The organism is Maribacter sp. HTCC2170 (assembly GCF_000153165.2).
Classification (GTDB): domain Bacteria; phylum Bacteroidota; class Bacteroidia; order Flavobacteriales; family Flavobacteriaceae; genus Maribacter_A.
Window position 1 is genome coordinate 3520150 of record NC_014472.1, and the last position, 22816, is coordinate 3542965.

General features: G+C 39.2%; 17 protein-coding genes. 3 read left to right on the forward strand and 14 right to left on the reverse strand.

Translation table 11 applies throughout. From position 1 onward, the window contains the following. Nucleotides 1-15: 15 nt before the first annotated feature. From FB2170_RS15495 to FB2170_RS15505, 3 genes are all read right to left on the reverse strand, one after another. Complete coding sequence (locus FB2170_RS15495; RefSeq protein WP_013307544.1) at nucleotides 16-1128, reverse strand: zinc-dependent alcohol dehydrogenase; 1113 nt, start codon at nucleotides 1126-1128, stop codon at nucleotides 16-18. A 66-nt stretch (nucleotides 1129-1194) separates the two neighbouring features. Next, nucleotides 1195-2352 (reverse strand): Gfo/Idh/MocA family protein, encoded by a 1158-nt coding sequence (locus FB2170_RS15500; protein ID WP_013307545.1) that lies wholly within the window; start codon nucleotides 2350-2352, stop codon nucleotides 1195-1197. A 24-nt stretch (nucleotides 2353-2376) separates the two neighbouring features. After that, nucleotides 2377-3426 carry a sugar phosphate isomerase/epimerase family protein gene (locus FB2170_RS15505; RefSeq protein ID WP_013307546.1) on the reverse strand — a complete coding sequence of 350 codons (1050 nt, stop codon included), beginning with the start codon at nucleotides 3424-3426 and terminating at the stop codon, nucleotides 2377-2379. 269 nt (nucleotides 3427-3695) lie between these two features. Between FB2170_RS15505 and FB2170_RS15510 the strand changes: the two genes are divergently transcribed. From FB2170_RS15510 to FB2170_RS15520, 3 genes are read left to right on the forward strand one after another with little or no spacing between them, the layout of a single operon-like run. Then, complete coding sequence (locus FB2170_RS15510) at nucleotides 3696-4964, forward strand: MFS transporter (protein WP_013307547.1); 1269 nt, start codon at nucleotides 3696-3698, stop codon at nucleotides 4962-4964. Between the two features lie 18 nt (nucleotides 4965-4982). After that, nucleotides 4983-5822 carry a sugar phosphate isomerase/epimerase family protein gene (locus tag FB2170_RS15515; protein WP_013307548.1) on the forward strand — a complete coding sequence of 280 codons (840 nt, stop codon included), beginning with the start codon at nucleotides 4983-4985 and terminating at the stop codon, nucleotides 5820-5822. A 25-nt stretch (nucleotides 5823-5847) separates the two neighbouring features. Then, on the forward strand, nucleotides 5848-6963 hold the full coding sequence (locus tag FB2170_RS15520; RefSeq protein ID WP_013307549.1) for a ThuA domain-containing protein: 1116 nt from the start codon (nucleotides 5848-5850) through the stop codon (nucleotides 6961-6963). Here the strand turns inward: FB2170_RS15520 and FB2170_RS15525 are convergent. From FB2170_RS15525 to FB2170_RS15575, 11 genes are all read right to left on the reverse strand, one after another. Further along, nucleotides 6950-10003 (reverse strand): DUF6797 domain-containing protein, encoded by a 3054-nt coding sequence (locus tag FB2170_RS15525; RefSeq protein ID WP_013307550.1) that lies wholly within the window; start codon nucleotides 10001-10003, stop codon nucleotides 6950-6952. The genes FB2170_RS15520 and FB2170_RS15525 overlap by 14 nt on opposite strands. A gap of 121 nt (nucleotides 10004-10124) precedes the next feature. Continuing rightward, on the reverse strand, nucleotides 10125-12941 hold the full coding sequence (locus FB2170_RS15530; RefSeq protein ID WP_013307551.1) for a TonB-dependent receptor: 2817 nt from the start codon (nucleotides 12939-12941) through the stop codon (nucleotides 10125-10127). 96 nt (nucleotides 12942-13037) lie between these two features. Beyond that, entirely contained in the window at nucleotides 13038-14846 is a 1809-nt protein-coding gene (locus FB2170_RS15535; protein WP_013307552.1) for an endonuclease/exonuclease/phosphatase family protein, read from the reverse strand. 173 nt (nucleotides 14847-15019) lie between these two features. Further along, entirely contained in the window at nucleotides 15020-16837 is a 1818-nt protein-coding gene (locus tag FB2170_RS15540) for an AMP-dependent synthetase/ligase (RefSeq protein WP_013307553.1), read from the reverse strand. A 77-nt stretch (nucleotides 16838-16914) separates the two neighbouring features. Then, complete coding sequence (locus FB2170_RS15545) at nucleotides 16915-17379, reverse strand: MaoC family dehydratase (RefSeq protein WP_041633270.1); 465 nt, start codon at nucleotides 17377-17379, stop codon at nucleotides 16915-16917. 10 nt (nucleotides 17380-17389) lie between these two features. After that, nucleotides 17390-18127: an SDR family NAD(P)-dependent oxidoreductase gene (locus FB2170_RS15550; protein WP_013307555.1), complete on the reverse strand. Its 738-nt coding sequence runs from the start codon at nucleotides 18125-18127 to the stop codon at nucleotides 17390-17392. A 48-nt stretch (nucleotides 18128-18175) separates the two neighbouring features. After that, nucleotides 18176-19153 carry an NADPH:quinone oxidoreductase family protein gene (locus FB2170_RS15555; protein WP_013307556.1) on the reverse strand — a complete coding sequence of 326 codons (978 nt, stop codon included), beginning with the start codon at nucleotides 19151-19153 and terminating at the stop codon, nucleotides 18176-18178. A 3-nt stretch (nucleotides 19154-19156) separates the two neighbouring features. Next, a complete protein-coding gene (locus FB2170_RS15560; RefSeq protein WP_013307557.1) occupies nucleotides 19157-20164 on the reverse strand; it encodes an NADP-dependent oxidoreductase in 1008 nt (335 codons plus the stop codon). Nucleotides 20165-20169: 5 nt separating this feature from the next. Beyond that, entirely contained in the window at nucleotides 20170-20943 is a 774-nt protein-coding gene (locus tag FB2170_RS15565; RefSeq protein WP_013307558.1) for an enoyl-CoA hydratase/isomerase family protein, read from the reverse strand. A 20-nt stretch (nucleotides 20944-20963) separates the two neighbouring features. After that, nucleotides 20964-21722 carry an SDR family NAD(P)-dependent oxidoreductase gene (locus tag FB2170_RS15570; protein WP_013307559.1) on the reverse strand — a complete coding sequence of 253 codons (759 nt, stop codon included), beginning with the start codon at nucleotides 21720-21722 and terminating at the stop codon, nucleotides 20964-20966. 13 nt (nucleotides 21723-21735) lie between these two features. After that, nucleotides 21736-22815 carry a phosphotransferase family protein gene (locus FB2170_RS15575; RefSeq protein WP_013307560.1) on the reverse strand — a complete coding sequence of 360 codons (1080 nt, stop codon included), beginning with the start codon at nucleotides 22813-22815 and terminating at the stop codon, nucleotides 21736-21738. Nucleotide 22816: the final 1 nt, after the last annotated feature.

Consider the following 22816-nt stretch of genomic DNA (forward strand, 5'->3'; position numbering starts at 1 on the left):
ATTGGAAGATAATTCTTAGTTCATTTTCACTACTGCCTTCATATTATTGGCTTTGATAGAATCTTCAAAAGCTTGAGTAACATCTTCAAAGTCATAATGATCGGTATAGTGTTCAGCAGGAAATACACCGGTTACCATCAATTTCATTGCTGAATTATAATCATCCCTACAAGATCCCATTGAACCTCTCATATTAAGGGAAGTTCTGGTCAAATGCGTCGCATTAATTGGGACATCTTGGCCATAAGTAGCAATAACACAAATATCGCCTTCTGGTCGTACCAGATCAATAGCCTCTGTAAGTACGACAGGAACTCCCGAGCATTCAATAAGTAAATCTACCTTACCATTGCTTCCGAAAGGTACTCCATTTTCATCTGTAACTCCGTTTTGTAATTGAGATGTCAACGTGTTTTCTGGCGAGACTTCCAAGGTTATAAAACCTCTTTGTTTTGCTTTTTTCAGTCTAATATCCCTGTCATGAACAATTCCTGTAACAGCGACTCTTGCACCAGAAGCTCGTGCAACCTCCGCTGACATTAAGCCTATGATTCCACATCCTGTAACAATTACATCTTGCCCCGGTTTGATATCACACTTATTATAAAGTGCATTTGTAATAATGGATAGCGGTTCTACCAAAGCTCCTTGGGCAGCAGTTAATCCTTTCATCAAGGGAACAACCCGGTCGGATTCTAGAATTACACGTTGTCCAAAGCCTCCATTTCTGTGAAACCCAATAATCTGTTTTTGCGGACAAAGGTTCCATTTGGCAACACTGCAAGCAGGACATTCTTCATCTTGACATCCTAACATTGCTAAAGGTGTGAAGACATCACCAACCTTAACTTCACCATGGTCTCCTGGACCCAATTCCAAAACTTCTGCACTAAATTCATGGCCGATCACTCTAGGTCGTTGAACCCAATCAAAATTCGCCTTTCCTATGGACGCACTATTATCGGAACCGCATATTCCTGTATATAAGGTCTTGGCAAGAATTTCACCTTCTTTTAATTCCGGAATTTCCATATCAACCACGGCTGTATTAATTGTTACCGAAACTCCAGAATTGGGATATATTTTTTCTTTGCCTTGTAAACAAAAGCCTTTTATTGGTTCACTCATTCTTTAAACTACTTGTTCGTTGATGGTTGTTCGTTGTTGGTTTCAAAAACTACTTTGGGCAACTGCCTACCGCCAGCTCACACCGGTATCTTTCCAGCTTTTTGATTTAGCTGATTCTAATACTGCCTCACAGACTTTTTGGGTTTCTTGAGCTTCACGAAATGTAGGAGAACATGGTTTTCCTTCACCTAAATTCTCTAAAAAATCTGCTATTTGGTGCACAAAACTGTGCTCATAGCCTATCGATAATCCAGGGACCCACCACTTGTCCATATAAGGTTGGTCGCCATCAGTTACATGAATGGAACGCCATCCTCTTTCAATGGATTCATCCCGATGATCAAAGTATTCCAAGCGCGTTAAATCATGTAAATTCCATTTAATGGAAGCATGCTCACCGTTGATTTCAAAAGTGAACAGGGCCTTATGGCCTCGTGCATATCTTGTGGATTCAAAGAGCCCTAAAGAACCATTATCAAAATGGCAATGAAAGATACAGGCATCATCGATACCCACTTTTTGTTTTTCTCCCGTCCCAGTATGAACTCTTTCTTTGATGAAAGTTTCGGTCATCGCGGAAACATCTTTGATTCCTCCGTTCAACCACATAGCTGTATCAATACAATGCGCCAATAAATCTCCTGTTACTCCAGAACCGGCCGCATCATTGTCCAAGCGCCAAAGACCTTCACCACCTTGGGGAAGTTCGGGACTTATGGTCCAATCTTGTAAAAAGTTAGATCGGAAGTGAAAAATCTTGCCCAACTTTCCAGAATCGATTAGTTGTTTTGCCAGAGTCACCGCCGGTATTCTGCGATAATTAAAATAAACAGTATTGGGCACCCCTGCTTTTTCAATTGCATCGACCATTGGTTGGGCCTCAGTAACAGTGCGGGCCAAAGGCTTTTCACATAGTACCATTTTTCCAGCTTCGGCTGCGGCTATTGCAATCTCCGCATGCATATTATTTGGAGTACAAATATCAATAGCGTCAATATCATCACGTTCAACCAATTTTTTCCAATCCGTCTCAATGGATTCATAACCCCATTGTTCGGCAAATGCCTTGACGCGTTCTTCGTTTCTCGCACAAACGGCTTTTAAAACAGGCTTGTATTTTAGTTCAGGGAAAAAATCGCCTACTCTTTTATAGGCATTGGAATGCGTTCGACCCATAAATCCATAGCCCACTAAACCAATTCTTAGTTCTTTTTTGTTACTCATATCAGTGTCTGGTTATTCAGAAAATTATTCAGCCTCATACCATCCGTGAAGTTCACGAACTTTAATCATTGCACCTAGAACATCATTCCAAGTTTTGGATTGCATCATTACATCATTGGGGAACATACAGCCGTCCCAACAGATATGCTTAAACTTTTTAGTCAGCAATCCGTTTTCATCACGAAGCCAATGACCTGCATCTACAGCTATATCCAACTTTCCATTGGGGTCGGTGGCTTGGCAATGTCTTCCTGTTTTATCATGGTCACCTGAGCCGAAGACAGTTCCGTCATTTTGTGCTACATGGAAATCGATTGTCCATGGTCGCAAAGCAGCTGTTAAGGTTTTTAGTCCTTCGGTTAAGGTTGCTCTATCCTTCCAATCAAAATCTTGTGGTAGAATGCGTTCATCCTCTTTATTATACCCTAATAGGTATAGTAATGTATGCGCCATGTCGGCTTGAAATCCGATGTTTGGTCTGTCTACTGCCTCTAAGGTATTGAGCATGGTTTTCCATCCGTGCATACCACCCCAACAGATTTCACCCTCGGCTGCCAACGACTCTCCGTATTCAGCGGCAACATCGCAAGCTTCACGAAAGGTTTGAGCAATTAATTTTGTGTTTCCAGTTTCGTCTTTCGCCCAACTTTCAGGATCAACTGATGAATCTATTCGAATCACTCCATTGGGTCTTATGCCCATATCCCTCAATTTCTTTCCAATGGCACAAGCCTTACGCACTTGAGTAACGAAATTTTGTCGTTCTTCAACGGATCCCATAGCAGAACCGCCGCCAGTACCTGCCCAAACCGGGGCCACAAAACTTCCGATTTCCAAATTATAAGAACTTACCTTATCAACCAATCGCTTTAAATCATCATCAGAAGAGTCAATACTCACATGAGGATCGGCCAAAAACAAATCGATACCATCGAATTTTTGACCACCTACGTCGGCTTTCGATGTTAAATCTAACATGGTATCTAAATCAATGGGCGGTTCTGAATCTGGTCCTTTGCCCACTACCCCAGGCCAAGATGCATTGTGTAATTTAGGATAATTGTTTTTCTGCATTATACTTAATAATTAGGTAAAAGTTAGTGATAATTGAAAATCAAGAATCTCATAAAGCAAGCGAAATGAAATAGATTTTCTAATCCACCTAATTTAAATAAAATTTTGATGCAAACTTAAATTAAAGAATTCTAATACAAAATGTAACTTTTTTAACGGTAAAACATCAGTTAAGCAATTTTATTATGATATTAAATGAAAAGGGGCTAAATTAATTCGCTAATTCTAAAACTAGAATTTAGATAATCAACCAAACCTTTTAATACCAAATGCAAATTATGAATAACAATACACAAGCACCAAATGCAAATAGACTGTTTTATGGGAGCTGTTTCGCTTTGATCACCACCGCATTCTCATTTAGTCTAAGAGCAGGGGTACTACCTGAACTAGGAGAGGCCTTTGACCTAACGGCCAAACAATTAGGTGACATTAATTCTATGTGGTTTTTTGGGTTTCCAATTGCAATGATTATTGGTGGATTAACGTATCACACCATTGGACCTAAAAAAATCATGCAATTTGCATTTTTCGCACACACTTTAGGAATAGTTTTAACCATCTTTTCAGGAGGTTATTGGGGGTTAATTGTCTCAACTTTACTTATTGGTCTAGGCAATGGATGTACAGAAGCAGCCTGTAACCCAATGATAGCGGATAGTGCCTCTGGCAAAAAAATGAATACCCTGTTAAATAGATTTCATATGTGGTTCCCTGGGGGAATTGTGTTAGGCAGTTTGATTAGTTATGCAATGACCGAAATGAATTTGGGTTGGCAAGTACAAATATGGATTATACTTGTACCAACCTTGATTTATGCTTTTATATTTTTCGGGCAAACATTTCCTAAACCTAATGTTCAAGAAGCAGCTTCACTAAAAGGAAATTTGAAAGGAATGGCCACACCAGTATTTATATTTATCGCAATCTGTATGGCATTGACGGCTATTACAGAATTTGTTCCTTCACAGTGGGTACAATTAGTGCTGGCGAAAAGCGGTGCCGAACCTATGCTAATTTTGGCTTTGATTACCGGTATAATGGCAATCGGCAGGTATTTCGGGGGTGATTTCGTACATAAGTTTGACCAAACGGGTGTTTTATTAACATCGGCGATATTGGCTACTTTAGGCATATTTCTTCTTAGTACACAAACTGGAACCATGATTTATGTGGCTGCCATAGTTTTTGCCCTAGGTGTATGTTACTTCTGGCCTAATATGATAGGTTTTGTCGCTGAGAAAATCCCAAAAAGTGGAGCTTTGGGTATGTCTGTTGTAGGAGCAATAGGTATGTTCATGACGGCAAACATGCAACCAATATTCGGTATTTGGATAGATAATGCTAGAGAAAAAGCAACCGCCATGGGGTTGACCGGTGATGAATTGGAATTGGTATCTGGGCAAGAAACGCTCAAAACAATGACCCTGTTTCCCGGCATCTTGATCATCCTTTTTATTATCCTATTCTTCTGGACTAAGAAGTTGAAAATAAAAAATGCGCCTCATCAAGGTGAACTACCTATGACAGAATATTAGAAACATAAAGGCTTTTTTATGAAAATTGGAATGAACATGTTGGTGTGGACGGCCCACGTTACCCAAGAGCATTATATTATAGTTGATACTTTAAAAGAAACCGGGTATGATGGCATTGAATTGTTTTTGGGTGCTGGAGATTCCAAACTATACTCCTCCCATGGTAAGCATTTTTCGGAAATGGATATGGGAGTCACTTGTGTGACGTGTTTGACGCCAGAAACAAATATAGCAAGTCCAAAAAAAGAATTTAGAGAAGCAGGGTTAGACCAATTAAAATGGGCCATAGATATGTGTAATGAACTTGGTGCAGAAGTACTTTGCGGACCATATCATTCAACCAATTCTCTATTCACTGGTAAACCACCCACATCTGATGAACATAAATGGAGCATAGAGATGTTGCAAAAAGCCGCAGCATATGCCTTACCCTCTGGGTTAATCCTAACACCAGAAGCTTTAAATAGGTTTGAATGCTATTTATACAACACTATGGAAGACCTGACGTCTTTGGTAAAACAGGTAGATTCACCAAATCTTGGTGCAATGTATGACACTCATCACGCCAATATTGAAGAAAAAAGTCAGTCAAGTGCCATTCAGCATATAGCTCCCCATCTAAAGCATGTGCATATAAGTGAGAATGATCGGGGAACTCCAGGAAGCGGACAAGTGAATTGGGATGAAGTGTTTTCTTCACTTAAAGAAATCAACTATGATGGCTGGTTGACCATAGAGGCCTTTAGTCGTTTAGACCCAGATTTCGCAAATGCCATAAATGTTTGGCGAGATTTTTCTCCTGCTGATGAAATTTATACCGAAGGATTACAATTTATAAAACAAGGTATGGGAATTTAACCCCGCCAACCATAATTTCGAATTTATGAAAAGACTGATCTACATCTTCATTTGCATAACCCTATTTACTACTTGTAAAGAAAAAAAAGAAGCCGAAGAATTTGTGCAAAAGGCCAAAGAAGAACATAGTCAATGGTTGACTTTTGAGGGTAGTAATGAAAATTCAAAGCACATTGTTTTAGTTTCAGGAGATGAGGAATACAGGTCAGAAGAAGCCCTGCCTCAATTAGCCAAAATACTTTCTAAACATCATGGTTTTAAGTGCACTGTATTGTTTGCGCAAGATTCTGATAACCCGGGAATTGTAAATGCAAATAATGTTCACAATATTCCTGGATTAGAAACTTTGTCTTCTGCAGATATGATGGTTATTTTCACGAGATTCCGTGCTTTACCAGATGAGCAAATGCAACATATTGACAATTACTTAAAAGAAGGAAAACCTGTTTTGGGTATCCGTACGGCAACTCATGCTTTTAATTTTGGGAAAGATTCCATTAGCAATTATGTTCATTATAGTAACGGATATTCTGGAGACAAAAAAGAATGGGCCGATGGGTTTGGCCGTTTGGTATTGGGCGAGAAATGGATTAGTCATCACGGGCATCATAAACACCAAAGTACAAGAGGGGCCATAGCTGAAGGTGCTGAATCCCATGCAATCACAAACGGTATTGAAAGTGGAGATATTTGGGGAGCTACTGATGTTTATGGTGTTCGATTGCCATTACCTGATGATTCACAACCCATAATACTGGGTCAGGTTATAAACAGAAAAGGAGAATTTGATGAGAATGATGTCTTTTTTGGAATGAAATCCACTGACGATGAACTCGCCAAAGAAAATAATAATGGTACCAAGGTCAATGATATTCTTATGCCTATCGCTTGGACCAAGAGTTATCAATTACCAGAAGGCAAACAAGGTAGGGCTTTTGCTTCTACCATAGGTTCAGCTTCAGATATGCTGAACAAAGGAGTTAGAAGGCTATTGGTCAATGGTGTTTTTTGGGCCATGAACACAGAAGTTCCTAAAAACGCCAATGTTGATTTAGTTGGAGAATTCACCCCTTCATCCTATGGATTCAAGAAAGATGAATTTTGGCAACAAAAACAAATGAAAGTTACTAATTTGAAATAGAGTTTTTACTTAGGTTATGAATGGTATTTTGTACAGTACCCTTCAAAGCGTTACCACTCGTATCTATTAGATTATAAGAAATCGTCATTACGTCTACAGGCTTTATATTTTTTAAATAAAGCTTTACTGTATTTCCATTTACTTCAACCTTGGCTATTTTTAAGTTCTGTTCATTATAACGATCTGAGCCATAGGAACTACTTCGTACCAAATCCCAAGTATTAATTTCATAATTCTTCACATCACCTGCTTTTTTCAAATTCAGAGAATCTACAAAACTTAGTGATACACTTGAAACTGAAGTACTCAATCCCGTGGGAACCGTAAGGGGTTTACCAGTATACCGAATACGATACAGACCACCACCCCGTAACATTTGATTCGTACCCCAGGCAGACATTCCGCACGCATAAAGTTGGCCATCATTTGGATTAAATCTACCTCTCATCACACCTGTTAAAAATTTGACTCCAGGTAGGTCGATAACTCCACCCTGCATCTGACCCTTTACTTTTTCAGGTAGTACTAGTTGAATCTTTCCAAAGCCATATGAAAAACTCAATAGTCCACCATTTAATGGCCCCCATTTTTCACTATCAATCCACAATAATTCAGAGGGTGAGCGATCAAATTTCATATCAACCCAAACCATGGGTTGTTCCATTGCTAGTCTTGTCGAATCCTTTGGAGTATCGTAACCCCACATATTTCCATAGAATTTACCCTTGCCATCAACCCAGTTAATGCGATTCATAGGGTTCCAAAAACCTTGTTGATCAGTGACCAAAAAACTCCCATCTGGATTAATACACACCCCATTTGCAGCCCTGAACCCGCTCGCTATAATATCAGTTTTTGAACCGTCGCGGCTAACTTTCAACAAGGTTCCATGTTGGGGTATCAATGCTTCACGTGCATGCCTTCCGCTTTTGGCATAGTAGAGATTTCCCTGTTTATCTGCCTGTAAACCCATCGCGAATTCATGAAAATGATCAGTAACTTGATGGTCATGATTAAAACTCTCATAGAAATCGGTTTCATTATCTCCATTATAATCACGGAGCAACACCAACTGATCTCTGCAAATCACATAAATTTTGTCATTTATGACCTTAATCCCTAGGGGTTGAAAAAGTCCAGACCCAATCCGTTGCCAAGAAAGTTCATTAGAACCATCCGTTAACCCAGTAATTAGCCAAATATCCCCATCCGTCGCACACGCTACGGCCTTGTTGGCATCATTCAGAAAATCGATTCCACTAAGTTTCATTCTGCAGGCCCATGGATTGTCAAAAGGCGGGGTGAATTGATCAATAGCGAAAATACCATCTTCCGAACCAGTTGTTATCACACTTTTTATTTTCTCCTGATAATGTGCAGGACCACCTTTTGTAAATTGACTTAAATCCTCAGGCAAGATAGATTTAGAGGCAAAACCAACCAAATTTGAAAAGGAGCCATCAGTTATAAATAATTTCACTTTCGCCGCTTTTGACTTTTGTACAGTCATCATCACAAATCCATCTTCGTTGGATAAGAAAGCACCTTCACCAGTAATTGCTACATTATTGGAAACTGGAGCAACTTTCATTTTTAGGAGGGACGAAGATGGACTCATATTCAACGTTCTAGTAAACACGGTTTGATTGCCACTTTTTTCCCTTCCTAATTTTTCCAGAATATTTGACTTTCCGACCGAATAGGATATAATAATATTGTCGCCATGATGGTATAGGCCTTTATAGTCGGACCATTTCTTTGGAAGTGGCCCAAAGGCCCGTCCGTCCCTTGCTCTAAATCTTGGATCCTCAAAAGAACCGGTTTCTGGATTTGCCCATCCAGGCCCTACTGGGGTTTCAAAGTGCAATTTTCCTATCGTACGTGGATATGTCTCATGTTTATCGTTGAGCAAAATACCATTCCAATCGATGAAGCCATCGCCGGTCCACCCTCCAGCGACCCGCATTAGATCATGATCAAATATCATCCAGGCCTTTCCTCTGGAGACTCCTCCTTTACCTTCATCCAATCGCACAGCTATACCCTTGTAAGCAAAATTGTTATTCGAATAATCCTCATCGGGATAAGGTATTGGTCTAGGGGAATGGTATCTTTCAAGGCCTGTTTCTTCATCTACCAATTCATAAGTATTGATGAAGAAGTTTCCATAATCCATATCAGCCCAAGGTTGATACGGTTTAGTTTTTGGTCCTTTAGACGTCCCTACCGGCAGGTTTTTCAAATAACCTGGAGTGCTGGCAATTAGTTTTACCTTCGTATTTTCTTGGATGAATTTTTGACGGATATAGGCAATAACATCATATTTTTCTTGAGGTGTTAGCACAGGCTGTGGTGGCATGGAACCATAGCCCCTTGTAATCGTTAGATACATGGAATATGCATCGTTGCCTGACTTTAATTCTTGTTCCCAAAATTTGGTCGATAAAGGAATAGAACCTTCTATTTCTTCATTTCCATGACAGTTGATACAATTAGAACTATAGATTCGTTCTCCCCTTCTATAACTTTCTCTATCTGCATCAGCAATGATTCCGGCATGGTCAATGTTTTTTTCCGACTCTGGTAAGTCCGCTTCCGTTAACACATAGGTAACTTTAGACCGATTAACCGTCACAGGTTCTTCTGACTGTCTTTTTGCTGTTATCAACAGTTTCTCATCATTGAGTGAAATGGTTCCTGAAAAATTATTTTCTTTAAAAATACCCTCTAAAAAAGCTTCCTCCCCAAAAAGCTCAAAATTGCCAGATAGCTCCTTGGAGGACAATCTAACATCTGTCAAAACCATAGTACCCCGATCAAATGATACTAAGGAAACTTGTTGAATTCCCTCTTTACTATTAAACCGGAGAACACCTTGTTGTGCTTCATCTTCCGTGGCGATTTCATAATCCCATGATTCGGTTCGAACCTCAGTTTGACAACCGCTAAGAAGTATTGCAACCAGAAAAAGTCCAAAGGGCACTTTTAATATTGCAAAAAATGAACTGAATTTAGAGGTGGCGGAAGATTGATTATTCATTTTTAGATAAAATTTTGTGCGGAAATAACAAGATTATCTCCCAATAAGGTTATTTACCTAAAAATATGAAAATATACTTAAGCCGAATAGGTTCTTACTTTCAACAAAATACAACTACAAATTAAAAACGATAGCCCAAACTCAACATAGTCCCTCTTGGCAAAATAGGTACCACGACAAAACTGGTATTGGGATTTGATTGAATAAAATCAGTGGTCGCACCGTTTGCACTGGCCCCAAAACTGTTTGCCCCAAAAAAGTTTGCAAGTCCCTCAGAATTAAAAAGGTTGGTTACCACCACGTTTGCCGATAAATTTTGGGTTATATCATAACCAAGTCCCGCATTAAATACACTATAAGCCGGTAGTTGAAATGCATTGGCAATATTACCCTCTCTTTCCCCAAGAAATTGCCATTTGAAAAACCCATTTAGCTTGTCTTTTTGGTAATCAAATCCAAGATTGAACATCAATTTTGGATTAAACGAGAGTGTATTATCTGAATAGTCGGTAATAGTATCATCAGAAGAGTCAACCGATCCTGCGGCATCATAGACCGTCCATTTAGTAGCTTTCGGATTCTGGATTGTTCCATTGAAACTAAAGGTCAGATACGAAACCGGGGTATATGCACTCTCCCATTCCAAACCAATGGTTCGAGAATCATTGAATTGAACAGGTGCATAAAAAACACTACCATCGTCCGAATCAAACTGGAAATCAGCAATACCAATATTTTTCAGCTGACTCCAAAAAGCCGTGGTCATGGCTGAAAATCGATTATTACTATATTTTAATCCAATTTCAGCTTGGGTAATTTCCTGTACTTCTCCTTCTTTATTAATAGGTACGCCTGAAAAATTATTAAAGTAATAATTCAACTCAGGAGCTTTATTTCCTGATGAAAAGCGAGAAAAAATGGCGGTATGATCATTGAATTTATAATTCAAGGCTGCAGAATAAGACAGATAACTATAATTGAAATCAAAATTATCCCTTGCACCGGTTGGTGTTAATATTCCGTTATCATATGCTGTAGTTGGGTCCCCATCATATCCTCCACCCCGTTGTAATGGTGCAGCTTGGTCTTTACTACCCTTGTGCCCAATTGATTCATATCGTAAACCAACATCTAAATGCAAGCGATCTTCTAATTTCCATCGGTCATTGGCAAAAAAAGCGAATTGACTTACATCAGCCCTAGAATTGTCAAAAAACAAACCTCCATAGTTACTTAAACCGTTTGAATCGGATAAAGCCAAAACTGGCTGCCCAGGGTTTTCCAGGGTTACCTCTAACATTCTGGGATTTGGTTCATAAGTCACAAAACCAAAACTACCTTGTGTATAAAGCGAGGTATTTGAAAATCCTGATCCAAATCCAAAAGTCAAATCATGGTTAACAGACCTCTTTCTAAAAGTCAATTGATTCATCCATTCATCGGATCTATTTTGTTTCAGCCATGAAGCGGTTCCCATGATGGCATCATTTGGTAGTGTCCCATTTCCAAGATATTGGATTGATTCCCCTGCCAAAATTCCACTATTATCCAATCGAGCTAATTCTGAACCAGTAGCAGCATCTCTAAATACTACTTGACCAATTGGAAATTGGGCGCCACTTATAAAATAGGCCAACGGATTGTCCAATGAAACAAATGCATTGCTTATAGCTGTCTGCCAATTGGCGTTCTTATGGGAATGTTTAACATTCAGCCTTGCAGACCAATCATTTCCGAGGTCTTGTAAAATATCAACGCCAAAGGCCTTATCCTGGGCATGTACCCCCTGAGAAGGGTCAAAACGATTCGTGGCGCCTTCATTAATTCTTCTTCCGTCAGGAATATTCGCTGAAAAAGCAGGCATCATCAAAGCCGTTGTACTAAAATCTTGACTAAAGGCAGCTTTGGGATCATCCCAGTTTGTAGCAGCGACTCCGGTATACCTGTTTGTAAAATCATCAAGTAGTTTACCGTAAAACTTAATATATCCTTTACTATGTTTCTTAATAACATTGAACTTCAATTGCCCCCCTTTACTAAATGTAAAATCGGTGTTGCGAGCCCCATCATCTTTTCTGTAATGACCTCCTAGATTAAAAAACCAATCGTTGCCTAGTGGTCCGCCAAGGTTGCCTTCAATTCTGTACAATGGATTATTTTCTCCCTGCACTCCACCTTGAAGTCGTATTTCTCCGCCGAATACATCAGTCGGGGTCCGGGAAATAAAATTATAAATTCCCCCTGGTGCATTTAAGGCGGTAATAGCAGCGCTACCCCCTCGAATGGCCTCAACCCTTTCGGTTGTTATATCAACCCGATGGAAAATATCAGGGCCATAATAAGAATGTTGCACTAAGCTTACTGGTAAACCATCTTCTTGAAGTGAAACATAATACCATCCCATATCATCCTCTGACGAGGCACTAATTCCTCTAGTATAAACTCTTGTAAATACCTCGCCTGCTGACGGATCAGTAAATGTTCCTGGTACAGATTGTAGTAAATCAGCGGCGCCTCTAGGAAAAGCTTGTTTCAAAGATTTTGTTTCCAGAGTCGTTATTGCGGTACTTGATGATAACTTACTTCGTGGTTCAAAAGTACCTGTGACAACAACACTATTTAAGGCCAAAGGATCATCCTCCAAAATAATATTGAATTCAATATCTTGCTCTTCAACATTGATATATTCTATATGTGTTTTAACCCCTAAATAAGAAATTGATAGTAAGTACTCACCAGATCTTAAATTTGAAACACTAAAACGACCTTGATCATTAGAAGTTGCAAAATGATTTCCCGGGCTAAGAGAAACATGGGCTCCAACCAAAAGGTTTCCCAAATTATCTTTGACCGCACCAGATATCGAAACTTGGGCCCAAGCCAAATTACCTATTGATAAAATCGCAAAGAAAATAATTCTAATAAATACCTTTTTCATTACCCAGTAAATTAAGAGAGCAAATTTACGACTATGATTTAGTTATGCAATATGGCTTTTATAGTTTATCTCAACATTTAATAAAAAAATCAGTACTTAGTCTAATTCAAATTTTGATACGATTAAAAAATGATCTGAGGGGAAACCAGAAGGCCATGTCGAGATAACTTTAGTTGAGGTATTCATTAGTCCTCTTCCTTTGTAATACAATTGATCGATCCTAACATCACTTTGATGCGTAAATCCAGGATGTTTCTCAACATCAGGGTATAAACTTCTATACGCATCTGTAAAGCCCTCGACCAACATTTTTTCCGAAGCCAGGTTTTCTCCACCATCTTCATGTGGCACGGCATTAAAATCCCCACCGAAAAACACAGGAATACTATCTGAATTATCAAATCTCGATTTATTATAATCAAATACTTTATTGAAGTTGCTCATACCATACCAATTAGACATCGCCCAAATTTCTTGAGTTTCGCTTATTTTTAACTTAACCGCCACATTATTGAACTCTGTTTCTTCTGACACTTGTAGTTCGGTAATTGGATACCGGCTAATCACCGAAATATTTGCACCCTGATATTTGTAATCCCAATCAGATGTTGTTGCGAAATAATACCCTAGTTCGGCGGCGATAAAATCCCCATTTGAATAGGTCTCCTGCATGAGAATAACATCCAAGTTTTTTTCTTTGATTATTTCTACAATCCTCATTCTAGAATCCCAACCATCCTTATCCATTGACCAGTGTATTCCGCCATGCCATATGTTCCAAACCCCAACAGTATAATCTTTAAGATGGTCTATAATTTTCTTTGTTTCCGTTTTTTTATACTTCTCAAAACTTTTAAGAATAGCTTTTGAACTTAAAATGTTGTCCCAAATTGACAAATTGTCCATCGAAAAGTTCGATGCATATAATTGCTCACTTTTGGTGAAGGACATTCCTGAATCAGCATTCACAACAACCTTTCCACCCAGTAAACTATATATTTTGCTTACAGGTTTAAGTACAGTTAATTTCATGTTCTGAAAAACGGTATAAGGATTCTCTGCCATTTTTTTTCTAACATCCAAAACTTTGGATAGCACATTTTGTTCAAGTTTAATTCTTTTGTTCTGTTGCTTTAATTTGGTTTTAAGCAGCGCTTCTGGATCTACAATAAGATCTAAAAACTCTTCATTTTTTAAAGGTTCCAACCCTAATTCATTGAACTCATCTACCAATACTTGAAGATTTGCCCGCCCACTTATAATATCAGGAGAATATGTATTGTCGTAGTCAAATTGGTTTTCAATTGCACCCAAAACCAATGCATTATCATTGGAAAAATCAAAATTTACCTTATATATCGCCTTATTATTACCGTCATAATACAATCGCATTTCGGAAAACTTTTTGCTATAAGTAATGGTCAACTGATGCCACTCTCCATCATTAATGGGCATTTGTCCGCCATTATCTCTTTCGTAGTTTATTCTTCGTTCTCCTGAACCAATATTCCAACCAAAAGTTCCACCTGAGCTATACAATGCCCATCCCGGATTTTTCTGAGCTATAATTCCTTTATTGGTGAAGTCTTTTTGTGAAAGAAAAACCGTAGGCTTACTGGAATTTGTCTTTATCCAAAATTGAACAGAAAAGTCTTTACTCCCGTCGAGAGCTAAACTGTCCAAATTCAGACTATAATGGCCTTTATCTTCTTTTAGAACCAACGCCTGCCCATCAATTCCTTTTTCAAAATTATGATCAGTACCATTTAACTGGTATTTTTCACTACTTACATTATCGTTAAAATTGAATCTTATAATAGGTCTGCTAAGTTCTTCATCTGAACTGCATGACATTAGCATGCACAGTGGGACAAGTGCAATAAAAACAATTACCGCTTTTTTCATAGTTAAAGTAGTTTAGTTCTTTTTATTTTGGGTGAACTTAGAAACAATCCATAAATGATTTGCTGGGTATTCTGGGTTTTTATCTTTATTAAACTAAATATTCACACTAACTCTTGATGGAGATATAATATTAGGAATTAAAGAAATATTTGAAATGTCCTGCTTTAGAACTCTTAAATATATATTTCAGATATTTCAGCTTTGAACTTCTCACGTATTACCCTTCTTTTCAGTTTTAATGTTGGGGTCAATTCTGCTTCTGACTGATCTTCATGCAGGGGTAACCATGGAGAAGAGACCAAGCAAAACTTCTTGATTTGTTCAATATGGCTAAATTCCGGATTGTATTTATCGATTATTTTCTGATACTTTTTAATTACTTTCTTATGCGATACCATTTCTTGTAGGTTGGTCCATTCCAATTTTTTATGTTGACACCAATTTTTTAAGGCTTCTTCGGCAGGAACGATGAGTGCAGAAACATATTTCTGTTTGTCGCCCACAACCATCATTTGTTCAATCAGGAAATCTTCTTTGATTCTATTCTCTATGGGAGCTGGAGCAACATATTTACCTCCTGATGTCTTTAATAATTCTTTTTTTCTATCCGTTATCTTTAAAAAGTCTTGCCCATTGGGGCCTTTGACCAATTTACCAATGTCCCCGGTACAAAACCATTTTTTGCCATCAATTTCTTTAAAAACCTGCGCATTGATTTCAGGTTTTTTATAATAACCAGACATAACATTAGGTCCAATGACCAGAATTTCACCTTCATCTTCATTGTAGTTGCCATCCGATTTATCGATTAGTAACTCCACGCCCTCAATTACTGTTCCTACGGTACCTAGGACAGCACCATTGGGATCTATACTATTTGCGGTCAAGGTCGGCGCAGTTTCCGTAAGACCATAACCTTCCCGTATTGAGATGCCCGCAGCACAAAAGACCCGCATAATCTTTAAGGGGCAAGGTGCTGCTCCTGTAAAAATCAATTTTATATTTCCTCCTAGCGCATCTCTCCATTTACTAAAAATCAATTTATCAGCAATTTTCCATTTGATTTTAGCTGTAAAAGAAAGTTTTTGTTCAAGCTCATAGGCATCGGAAAGACTCAACGCCCAAAAGAATAACTTTCTTTTAATCCCTTCCAAAGCCAGGCCCTTATTATAAATGGCCTCGTAAATTTTTTCAAGAAGTCTGGGTACCGTAGTAAAGGCAACCGGCCTAACATCGATTAAATCACCGTTCGGGCCACTAAGATTGTCTGTGCCACAAAAGTAAACAGATACATTTCTATAACAGTAGGCGAACGAAACTGCTCTTTCAAAAATATGACACAATGGTAGAAAACTGATTACTTTTTCACCCTCTTTAGTAGGTAGAAGTGCCCCTGTTTTAATAATTACATGCATTATATTACCATGCGATAACATGACTCCTTTTGGGTTGCCTGTGGTACCAGAAGTGTAAATAATGGTAACCAGGTCCTCACTTTTTATCGTCCGCCTAATCTTTTCTACTTCAGTCAAGCTTTCAGTATCAAATATAGATTCCCAGAAAGGGTTTCCACTTGCTTCATCAAAAGTGTAAATATGAATTAAACTGGGAACACTCTTTTGTGCACTCGACAACTTATTATAAAGATCAAGACCACCACAGAATGCAGCTTTGACCTCCGCTTCATTTAAAATATACTCATATTCCGAACTACTTATTGTCGGGTATAATGGAATACTGATCATGCCAGCCATTTGTACGGCAAAATCCATAATCAACCATTCTGGCCTATTTTTATAAGCCACAATTGCAACTTTGTCTCCACGTTGTAGCCCCAACTTTAATAAACCCGAAGCCGCCTGTTCCGAGGCATCAAAGAGTTCTTGGGTACTATACGATTTCCAATTACCTGTGGCATCACGCCCACTAACGGCAGCTTCTAAAGGATGGTTTTGTAATTGATGGTAGAGGAGATCAAAAAGACGAGTCATTTGTTTGGTATATGATTGGTTTCTTTGAATTTACAAAAAAAATATAAGTCCTTAAGCCCTTTCAGTTTCCTTATCCTCTACTCAAACATAAGAGAGATAAATTCCGCCACACAGGCCGGTTTATCACTTCCTTCTATTTCCACCTCACAGTTCCAAATAACTTTTAAACCATTTTCCCGGTAAGGTTCAATTGTTTGAATACCACCTGTTAATCGAACATGGCTATCCACTAGAACAGGGCTTGGAAAACGGACTTTATTCAAACCATAGTTTACCCCCATAGTGACAGATTTTATATACACTATATCACTAAGTAGTTTTGACAATAGAGAAACTGACATAAAACCATGTGCAACAGGTTTTTTGAAAGGAGAATGTTTTTCAGCCTTTTCCACATCAACATGAATCCATTGAAAATCCATGGTTGCTTTTGCAAAATCATTTATCATTTCCTGGGTGACAACAAGCCAATCTCCATTCGGGAATGGCTTACCTTCCAATGCCTTAAAAGATTCGAAATTTTCTAGTTCCAGTTTTGCCATAATTCTCTTTTTATCTAGACGTTCCTCCATCTATGGTAAGACAAATACCTGAAACAAACCGTGCTTCATCAGAAGCGAGATAGAGATAACCATAAGCGATATCTATGGGTTGTGCTACCGTACGCAGTGGTATACTTGCTTTTATTGCTTCAAAATGCTCCTCTGGTATTTGCTTCACCATATCGGTCATGGTAAAACCAGGAGCAATAGCATTGGCTGTAATACCGTACTTCCCAAATTCCACAGTCCAAGTTTTGGCCATGGCAATAACCCCCGCTTTGGTCGCAGCATAATTTGTCTGTCCAAAATTACCACGAAGTCCTACATTGGATGCTGCACTGACAATTCTACCGTATTTGCTGGCTTTCATATAAGGTACTACGGCTTGCGTACATATAAAAACACCCTTAAGGTTTACCTCAATAACGGCATCCCATTCGGCCTCGCTCATTTTTTCCAGTGTACGGTCCCGTGTGATTCCAGCATTATTGATTAGAATATCAATCTTGCCATATTTATCATTTACACTAGAAAAAACCCCTTCGACGTCAGACTTATTCGTAACCGAAAGCGAATGGTATTCCGCCTTTCCACCTGATGCTATTATGCCTTCTGCCACCGCCTGTCCCTGAGGTAAAAGATCCATGATTATTACCGTGGCCCCTTCCTTAGCAAATAGTTCGGATACGGCCTGACCAATACCACGAGCGCCACCCGTAACAACAGCAATCTTGTCTTTTAATCTCATATAATGTGTTTTTACAATTATTACTTATATTTTTCTATCGAACAAAAGTTATTCCATTTGAACTACAAGCTTACCCCGTACTTTACGATTCATCATCTCTTCAAGGGCTTTTGGTGCATCGGCAAGTTTATAAATTCTATGGATATGGGGTTTTATTTTTCCTTCTTCATAAAGCTGCATCAAAGCCTTGGTATTCTGCATATTCGCCTTTGGATTACCAATAGCAAAACCGCCCCAGAACACCCCAACAATAGAAGCCCCTTTTAGCAAAGGAAGGTTTAGAGGCATCTTGGGGATAGTTCCTGCCGCAAAACCAACAACTAGGAATCTTCCATTCCAAGCGATAGCCCTAAAAGCCTTTTCAGTGTATATCCCACCAACAGGGTCATAAATTACATCGACCCCCTTGCCCCCAGTGAGTTCCTTTATAGTGGCCTTCAAATCCTGTTTACTGTAATTGATAGTCTCATCAGCACCATATTCACTACACAGTTCCAATTTTTCATCTGTTGAAGCGGCCGCAATTACTTCAGCTCCCATCAACTTGCCCAACTCAACTGCCGCAAGACCAACGCCACCAGCAGCGCCTAATACCAATAATGTTTCACCCTCTTTTAACTTAGCACGATCTTTCAGGGCATGATAAGAAGTACCGTATGCCATCATAAACGATGCCGCCACTGGATAATCCATTTTTTTGGGCTTAGGAAAACAAGCATTGGAAGGCACAATAACCTCTTCAGCAAACGCTCCATAGGCCACAAATCCGAAAACTTCATCCCCGACGGTAAGGTGATTTACCCCTTCCCCAACTTCTTTTACGATTCCCGCAATATCGCTACCTGGAGTAAATGGTAATTCTGGTTTAAGTTGATATAATCCCTGGATGATCAAAGTATCGGGAAAATTTATTCCGCAAGCTTTAACACTTACTACAACCTCTTTGGCCCCAGGCTCTAAACTTGCCATTTCTTCCAGTATCAAAGATGACGGCGGACCATATTTTTTGCATCGTATAGCCTTCATCCGTTATTGATCTTCTATTACCTTTAATACTAATTTACCTAGTTTATCCCCAGAAAAAAGTCTGTTGTAGGTTTGCGGAAAATTTTCTATCCCATTAAATATTGCCTCACGACTTTTCAATTTTCCTTCCGCAAGCCAGGTACCCATGGCCATGGCGGCTTCGCCATATCTATTTGCCCAATCGAATACGACCATACCTTGCATTGTTGCACGGTTGACCAATAAGGAAAGATAATTGCTAGGCCCTTTTATTGCCGTCTTATTATTGTACTGTGAAATGGCTCCACAGATAACAATCCTAGCATTCATTCGCAATCTGGCAAGTGCACAGTCAAGAATCTCACCACCCACATTATCGAAATAAACGTCTAAACCTTTAGGACATTCTTCTTTCAATCTACTATTTACATCTTCGTTTTTGTAGTCAATGGCTCCATCAAAGCCCAATTCTTCCACAATATATTTGCATTTATCCGCACCACCGGCAATTCCGATAACGGTACATCCTTTGATTTTAGCAATTTGCCCCACTATGCTCCCTACGGCTCCTGCTGCTCCAGAAACAACTACAGTATCTCCTTCTTTGATTTTACCAACTTCCAGAATACCAAAATAGGCGGTCATCCCAGGCATTCCCAAGGTACCGATATATGTGGGAAGGGGTGCTAACTTGGGATCAACAGAATATAGACCATTACCATCTGATACTGCATATTGCTGAACGCCACCAAAGCCAGAGACATAATCACCCACTTTAAATTTTGGGTGATTTTTTGCCGCTACAACTTCCCCTACAGACCCGGCCCGCATGACCGAACCTATAGCCATGGGTTCAATATAGGATTTACCTTCATTCATCCAGCCACGCATGGCAGGGTCTAATGAAATAAAATGTTGCTTCACCAAAATCTCACCCTCGTTTATTTCGGGAATAGGATTGGTTTCCAATGACCAGGTTGAAGCATCAGCCTGGCCCTGCGGTCTTTTTACAAATAGTAATTGTTTATTCATGTCTTTTATGTTTTCTTTTTATTGGAAAAGCTTTCTACATAAGCCTCCATCTTCGTTCTAATTTCGGGTTTCCACCACAAAGTTGCTGCTTCCTTAAGCGACGTATTCGGGTCCTGGTCAAGCTTGGCAAGCCAATGTTTTCTAAGTTTCTTTTTAGTATTGACCCATATTTCTTGATCCGCCTTCATATACTGCTGCATTTTAAGTTCTGCATGGCCAAGTACTTGTTCTAAAGGAACCAAATCATCAACCAAACCAGCGGATACAGCTTCCTTTCCTGAGAGCAATTTACCTTCCAAGATATAGCGATTTGCCAAACCTTCCCCCATCCAAAAAGCATAAGCTTCAGTCAAGTTTTGGGAAATTTGAATGTTTACAGCAACCTCATTGAGCCCAATTACATATTGATCCCCTTTTGCCATATAGCGATTATCACATGTTACGGCTAGAACGCAACCTCCTGCCGGGGAATGACCGGTAATTGCTGAAATAAGAGGTTTTGGGAACTGTGCGAGTTCCTGAAAAAGTGTTCCGAAGTCTCCAAAGAAATCATTGATTTGATGTTCATTATACTGAATTAGTTCGATTAGATCCAAACCGGCAGAAAAATAATGTGGCTGCCCCGTAAGGATTACACCTTTGACTTCCGGATCATTCTTAAATTCTTGGAACGTTTGTCTAAGTTCTTTTACCATTTCATGATTAATGGCGTTCACCTTTCCACGATTCATTTGAACAATACTATAATCTTCTTTTTTTATGAGTTTGAGTGTATTCATTTTAGATTTATTCCTAATAGTTAATGCAAAGAAGTTCCTCCGTCTAGGGTAATGGTTTGGCCAGTAACATATTTAGAATTGTCAGAAGCTAGCCAAACAATGGCCTCTGCAATCTCTGCCGCCTCTCCGAACCTGCCCATAGGAATGAGTCGTTTTAGCCTATCTCCCATATTCGGTTTCGAGCTCAATAATTTTTTCAGAAGTGCGGAATTGGTATATCCTGGGCATACCGCATTGATCCTTATATTTTTACGTCCATATTCTAGGGCAGCCGATTTGGTCATGCCTACAACTGCGTATTTACTAGCACTGTAAGAAAGGTTGTATCCTGATGGTTTTAGACCAGCCAGGGAGGCCACATTCACTATGTTGCCATAGCCTTGCTTCATCATTTGTCGTAAAGCCACTTGCATGCAATAAAACACCCCCGTTTGATTCACAGCAATGACATTGTGCCAATCTTCATGAGTATGGTCGGCTGTCTTTTTTTGATTTTCACCCCCAATGCCTGCATTATTTACCATAACATCCAATCGGCTATATTCTTTTATGGTTTTGGATATCAAGACTTCGATTTCATCAAACTTTGTAACATTGGTTTTAAAGGCCAATGAGGTACCGCCGGCTTTTTTGATCCTGCCAACCACATCCTGGGCTCTTTCCATATTAAGGTCCGCTACTATGACTTTTGCCCCTTGTGCTGCGAACAACGAAGCCGTTGCTGCTCCAATTCCACTGCCCGCACCTGTTATGACTACCACTTTGTTTTCCAATTCCATAGGTATTAAAACTTTAGTATAGATTGTCAATTCGTTTTTTCTGAATCGCTTGCCAAGCCGTATCACAACATAAGGCCGAGACTTTGTTCAACTGGGCAAAGCGAGGGTCGGTGGTATGCCCATGTTTAAAACGATAATAAATTTGTTGTGCAATCACAGCAATCTTAAAAAGTCCGTAGGCAAAATAGAAGGTCAAATGGTCTATATCTCTACCGCTTTTTAGTGCGTACTGTTGCACTATTTCTGAGCGGGAAGGGTTGCCTTCCATAACCGTTGGGGAAGGTAGACCGTGTTTTATAAAATCAGCGTCTTTTGAGGTTGTCCAATATGCCAAAGAAGTTCCTAGGTCCATTAATGGGTCTCCTAAAGTGCACATTTCCCAGTCTAATATAGCTTCTACTTTCTTCCATTTATCATCGGAAAAAACAATATTGTCATATTTATAATCATTGTGGATCAGGCTAAAATCATATTGTTTGGGTTGCTGGTCCAGCATCCACTTCATGACCTTGTGTGCAGAATCAACCTTTTCCGTTGCCGCTGCAAGATATTGTTTTCCCCAGTTCGTCACTTGCCTTTCGACATAACCTTCAGGTCTGCCCAAAGATTCAAGTCCGGCTGCTCTATAGTCCACTTGGTGTAGTTCTACAAAGGTATCTAACCAAGTATCCGCTATGGTTTTAAAATCAGTGGGAGTTATCTTGCGTTCATGAGCCTCGTTAGCCGTTAAAATGATTCCCTCTACTTTGCTCATTATATAAAAAGGCGCGCCCAGTATTTCCACATCATTTGAATGCACATAGGCCTTTGGTGTTTTGTTGAAAATCTTATGTAAATTATGTAGTACTCTAAATTCCCTGCCCATATCATGTCCCCTTTTTGGGGCCGAAAAAGGCGGGCGACGTAGTACATATTCCTTTTCTTCTATTTTTAGTAAATAGGTTAGATTGGAATACCCATTATAGAACTGACTTACAATCAATTGACTATTTTCCGTATTGATCAATTTTTGTTGTACCAAAAACCGCTTCAAGTTTTCTTCTTGAAGTTCTTCCCCTTTACGAACTGTTTTGGTCAATTCTTTTTCAGACATC